The organism is Aeromonas sp. YN13HZO-058 (genome assembly GCF_001921245.1).
Taxonomy (GTDB): domain Bacteria; phylum Pseudomonadota; class Gammaproteobacteria; order Enterobacterales; family Aeromonadaceae; genus Aeromonas; species Aeromonas allosaccharophila.
The window spans coordinates 1-5,016 of the sequence record NZ_MQSY01000075.1 but is presented as its reverse complement, the minus strand read 5'-3'; the positions used below and the strand labels follow the sequence as shown (position 1 = coordinate 5,016).

The 5,016-nt window shown below is 60.6% G+C and carries 5 protein-coding genes and 1 pseudogene; all 6 read right to left on the bottom strand.

Annotated elements, in window-relative coordinates:
• Nucleotides 1–112 precede the first annotated feature (112 nt).
• Nucleotides 113–652 (bottom strand): N-acetyltransferase, encoded by a 540-nt coding sequence (locus BSP75_RS19400; RefSeq protein ID WP_042656203.1) that lies wholly within the window; start codon nt 650–652, stop codon nt 113–115.
• A gap of 6 nt (nt 653–658) precedes the next feature.
• On the bottom strand, nt 659–2,290 hold the full coding sequence (locus tag BSP75_RS19395; RefSeq protein ID WP_075114288.1) for a GNAT family N-acetyltransferase: 1,632 nt from the start codon (nt 2,288–2,290) through the stop codon (nt 659–661).
• Nucleotides 2,290–2,904, bottom strand: a complete 615-nt coding sequence (locus BSP75_RS19390; RefSeq protein ID WP_075114287.1) for a glutathione S-transferase family protein — start codon at nt 2,902–2,904, stop codon at nt 2,290–2,292. The genes BSP75_RS19395 and BSP75_RS19390 overlap by 1 nt, the downstream gene beginning before the upstream one ends.
• 36 nt (nt 2,905–2,940) lie before the next feature.
• Complete coding sequence (gene pdxH, locus BSP75_RS19385; protein ID WP_075114286.1) at nt 2,941–3,579, bottom strand: pyridoxamine 5'-phosphate oxidase; 639 nt, start codon at nt 3,577–3,579, stop codon at nt 2,941–2,943.
• Between the two features lie 151 nt (nt 3,580–3,730).
• Nucleotides 3,731–4,066, bottom strand: a complete 336-nt coding sequence (locus tag BSP75_RS19380; RefSeq protein WP_075114285.1) for a hypothetical protein — start codon at nt 4,064–4,066, stop codon at nt 3,731–3,733.
• Nucleotides 4,045–4,940, bottom strand: a pseudogene (locus BSP75_RS19375) (hypothetical protein); the annotation flags it as partial. The pseudogene BSP75_RS19375 and the gene BSP75_RS19380, both read right to left, overlap by 22 nt.
• Between the last annotated feature and the right edge of the window lie 76 nt (nt 4,941–5,016).

Sequence of the window (5,016 nt, the reverse complement as noted above, 5' to 3'; positions counted from 1 at the left end):
GCTGGGGTATCCATGATGGTAGACCTCAAGGTGATGGCCTACTTCAAGATTAGCCTTTCAACACGTAATTGGGACAGAGCCCTTCGTTATGACTTTTCGCTGCGACTGTTCGCTATAGATGGGCCTCTTCTGCCTGCGCATCCGGTAACTCGTCGGGGAGTTCATCAAACAGCGGGTGATAGAGCACCTCACCCCGCACACCCGCAAAACCGCTCTCCTGCAGCTCCATCGCCATAAAGCAGTCGGCAGGCACCTCATAGATGCAGTGCAGGCCAAACTCGCTGGCCGGGCGGAAACCGAAACGGCTGTAGTAGACCGGATCCCCGAGTACCACCACCCCTTTCCAGTCCATCTCGAGCGCCGTATCAAGCCCTTCACGGATGAGATCAGAGCCAATCCCCTGACCTTGCCAGTCGGGATGAACCGCTACCGGCGCCAGACCGAGCCAGGGCCCTTCCATGCCGTTAATGGTGATCGGGCTTAGCATCAGGTGCCCCATAAACTCGTACTCTTCCTCTTCGACCATGGTTACCACGGCAGCGCCACATTCGCGCAGGCGGTTGACCAGTTCGGCCTCATCGGAACGACCGAAGGCGGCACTCAGCAGCTCATAGACCGGCAGCATGTCACCGGGGCGCTCGGTTCTCAACATCTGGTATTACTCCTCGTACAGCAGAGCAGGCATTATTCCACACAACGGCTGGTCACTCTGAGTACCTTTGTCCAAAAATGGGAGGGTGCACTCAGGAAAACGAGCTGCAAACTGCTGCTGCAAGGCTGACAGCGTAGCCGGGGTGACCCTGTTCATCGCCTCGCAGTAGGCCAGCCAGAGGGCGGGAGCCTCCTTCGCCAACCGCTCGAAGGTCAATTCGGGCGTTTGATGCCAGCAGCCATCCAGCTCGTCGACCAGCTCCGGCAGCTCCACCAGCAGCCGTAACTGCTGATAACGTATCTGCGGCGAGTCACCGTTGCAGCCCAGCGCCTGCGCCATCAATTGGTTGAACCAGTGGAGCCGTGATGCGCGATCCTCGCGGCTGAGCAGATCGGGCCCCTGGCGCTGCAGCGCGGCCAGTTGCAGCAGCCATGCCAGCCCCTGTTCGTCCCTGTCTTTCAGCAACACACCACCAAGATGGGACATCTGTTCCGGTTCAGCCTGATCCAGCAGATCAACGGGGTAACAGCGCAGCGTCAGCAACTGCTCAAGATGCGGCGAACAGCAGGGCTCCTCCCCCGTTCCGGTCTCATCCACAAAGAGCGAGATGGCCAGCTTGCCGTTGGCACTCTGCCGATTGCTCGTTGCGGGATCCCACAGGATCACCACGGCGATCCGCTCATCAGCAAGCCAATGGGCAATTTCCTCGGACAAGGAATTGGGCAAGGAGGGAGCGCGATCCAGCCGACAGTAGCTCACCTCGCACGGTTGACGACCGCTGAGCTGGCGCCGCCCGCGATAGTGCATCCCCAGTTTGGCCATCACCCGGCCGGAGGCTAAATTGTCCGGCATATGGCGAGCCGTCAGCGCTGGCAGTTGCAGTTGGTCAAAAGCGAACCCCCTGACCAAACGTGCGGCCCGAGTGGCCAGACCGCGATTTTGCCAGGGCACGCCCACCCACCAGGCCAGCTCGCCATTCCAGTGCAGGGAGATCACCCCGACCAGCGCCGCCCCTTGCTCCTCTGGCAAGGTGATGGCCCAGCTCCAGCCAAGCCCAAGCGCCGCCTTGCGCCAGCTGAGCGCCAGCCAGTCGCGGGCCCCCTCCGGCGGATAGGGATGAGGAATATTGAGGGTGTAGCGGGCCAGCGCCTCGTCGTTGCAGTAGCGCACGATCTCGCGGTCATCGGCGGCCTGCAGTGGTCGCAGCACGACACCTGATAGCGGATGCCCCTCAACCAGGGTCGGCACCGTCACGCGGCGCGCCAGCAGGCGATTGAGCACGGCGCCCAAATCGGCCTCGGGGGTGAGCGGCAGGTCAGCCCCCACCGGGCCAAGGGTCAGCAGCCCCTGCTCCCTGGCGAGGGTCAGCAGCGAGGTGGAGGCGCTGATCAGGACTTGGCTGCTGGGATCGACATGAAAATCCGCCAGCAGATCGCCATCGAGCCAGGCGGCCAGCAGGGCCCCCGGGCAAAGCACCCCGTCAGGAGGGCTGCTCGCCCAGAGAGTATCGCTTTGATCGAGGGCGGCCGCCGCCTCTTTGCCCAGCAGCAACTGCCAGCGATGACCTCGCTGCTGCCAGTGCTGCAACAGCGCAGCCCACTGCGGTTGCCACAGACTGGCCTCGATCAGCAGTTCCATCAGCTGGCCTGACAGGCCGCAGGCAGCGTCAGGTGACGGGGGTGGGCTTCGATACGGGCGATCCAGTCACGAATAGCCGGCCACCCCTGCAAGGAGAAGATCCCCTCCTCTGCCACGTGGGTGTAGGCATAAAGGGCGATATCGGCGATGGTCGGGGCATCACCGCACAGGTAGGGACTCTGTTTCAACTGCTGCTCCATCACCGCCAGCGCCTTCTCGCCACCGGCTTTCAGCCCGTCGAGCCGCGCCTCCTGCGACTCGGGGCGGCCGAGATAGTGAACAATAAAGCGGGCCACCGCGATATAGGGCTCATGGCTGTATTGCTCGAAGAACATCCATTTGAGCACCTCGGCCTGCTGGCGCGGATCGGTGGGCCACAAGGCGCTGCCTTGCGTCAGATAGAAGAGGATGGCGTTGGATTCAGCCAGCGCATCGCCTTGGTCCATCTCCAGCACCGGGATCTTGCCGTTGGGGTTCATGGCCAGAAACGCGGGGGTACGGGTATCCCCCGCCTGAATATCCACCGCTACCCACTCAAGGGGCAGATCCAGCCAGCGGGCCAGCAGCCACACCTTGTAGCAGTTGCCGGAACGCAGATCACCATACAGACGCATACACACTCCTTGTGAAAACGAATTTGAACAGCGCGATCAGGGGGCCAGACGCTCGATATGCCAGCCATCCCCTTCGCGGGTGTAGTAGAAACGGTCGTGCAGCCGGTGTTCGCCACCCTGCCAAAACTCTACCGTCTCAATCACCACCCGGAAGCCGCCCCAGAAGCTCGGCAGCGGCACTTCGCCATTGGCAAACTTCTGCTTGAGCTCGAGGAACTTGGCCTCCAGCACGCCACGGGCCGAGATGCGGGTCGACTGCTTTGAGACCCAGGCGGCGATCTGGCTATCCTTGGGGCGGCTGTGGAAATACTTCATCACCTCGAAGGTGCTCATCTTCTCCACCCGGCCAGTCACATGAACCTGCCTGTCCAGCGTGTGCCAGGGGAAGAGCAGGCTGATACGGGGATTACCTTCCAGCTGCTGCGCTTTGCGGCTGCCCATGTTGGTGTAAAAGACCATCCCCTGAGTGTCGTAGTGCTTGAGCAGCACGGTGCGCTGCCAGGGCTGACCATCGGCATCCACGGTCGCCACCACCATTGCTGTGGGATCGGTCAGTTTAGCCTCACAGGCCTGCGCCAACCACTTCTCGAACAGTACCAGCGGCTCGGCCGGCAGATCGGCCCGGTGCAGCCCGCCACGGGAGTATTCACGGCGCAGATCAGCAACATCCATCATCTTGATTTTCCTTCAAATAAATAATGGTTCCACGACCATCAAGAGAGTGACGCAGGCATTGTGCTCCGCCCGTCTGCCAGTGACAAGCCATAACGCAGCGGGGAGGCAACTGCCTCCCCGCTGTGCTTACCTGCACACTATGACCTCTCAATTACCTCTCAATCGCCTCCGGCATGCACTTTTCCAGCATCCGCCGGTTATATCGGGTGGCATAGTCAATCCGCTGCTCGAACTCCGCCTCCTTGCCCATCTCAATCACATCGCCGAATCCCTCCAGATAACGCACCCCGCACCGGGTTCTCGCTTCTGCTTGCAGTGACTCAACAACCCCCGGGGCCATACCGCCACGCCCGCCGCGCACGATGAGCCGATAATCCTGCGCGGCAAGGCTCTCCTCTATTGTCTCGGTCAGAGAGGCGGCCACAACCTGTTCTGCGCATATATGCAAAAGCAGCAAACTGGCGACTAGCCGTAATATCTGCGCCATCCGGCTGCCCCTCCCATCAGGAGGATCACGATAAGACTCACAGCGCCACCACCACCGCCGCCACCCGCACTGTTATTGTTGATCACGGTTGCACTCTCCGTCGTGGCCGACGCATTACCTTTTATCCCATTGATAGAGAAAAAAATATTATTGCTGCATGCCAACTTCAGCCTGGCCGTGCTGGTCAACGGTGCAGGCAACACCACACTGGCCGAGCCGTTATTGGCCAATCCGCTTGCCAGCGTCGTCCAGCTAGACCCGCCATTCTGTGTCAGTGCCAAATCCACGCGAGAGCAGTTAATGGGGGGCTGATCGGTCCCTGCAACATCCCATGCTCCATCTGGGTACTACCCACCACCATGGTGCCGATCTGCGGGGCTGTGATGGCAAATGCCGCGCCGGTATTGATCACCTGAACCACCATTTCATCACTGCTCACCGCCCCCTGCCCATCGCGCACGGTAAGGCGGAACTGAAGGTTACGATTGGTCGCAGGCCACGCCTCTCCTTTGGCCAATACACCCGAGATCAGCGAGCTCATGGCGGGCAAGGTTCTACGGGGATCCGATGTCGGAGAGACAAAACGAAACAGCGGGCGGGTTCCATCATCCACCATGGTCGCCACACTGTAGGACGCATTGCCAAGATCAACCTGCTCCCAGGTGTAACTCAGGGGATTACCGTCCAGATCCAGTGCGCTGCCGACCAGTGTGAAAGGGGTATTGGCGGGGATCACCCGATCGCCCCCCGCATCCACGACCGGCGCGTTATTGGCAAGCGCCAGATCTGTGCCGCAGGAGGGCAAAGAGGCCATCAGGGTTCGCATCTGCTCGATCGACTTGCTGTGAAAAAAAGGCGCGCTGTTAACCTTAATGCCGATCAGTTAAGGATCCATTGACCGATCCTGCTGATGTGTAAAAATCCGAAACCTGTTGATTGGTTTCGGATTT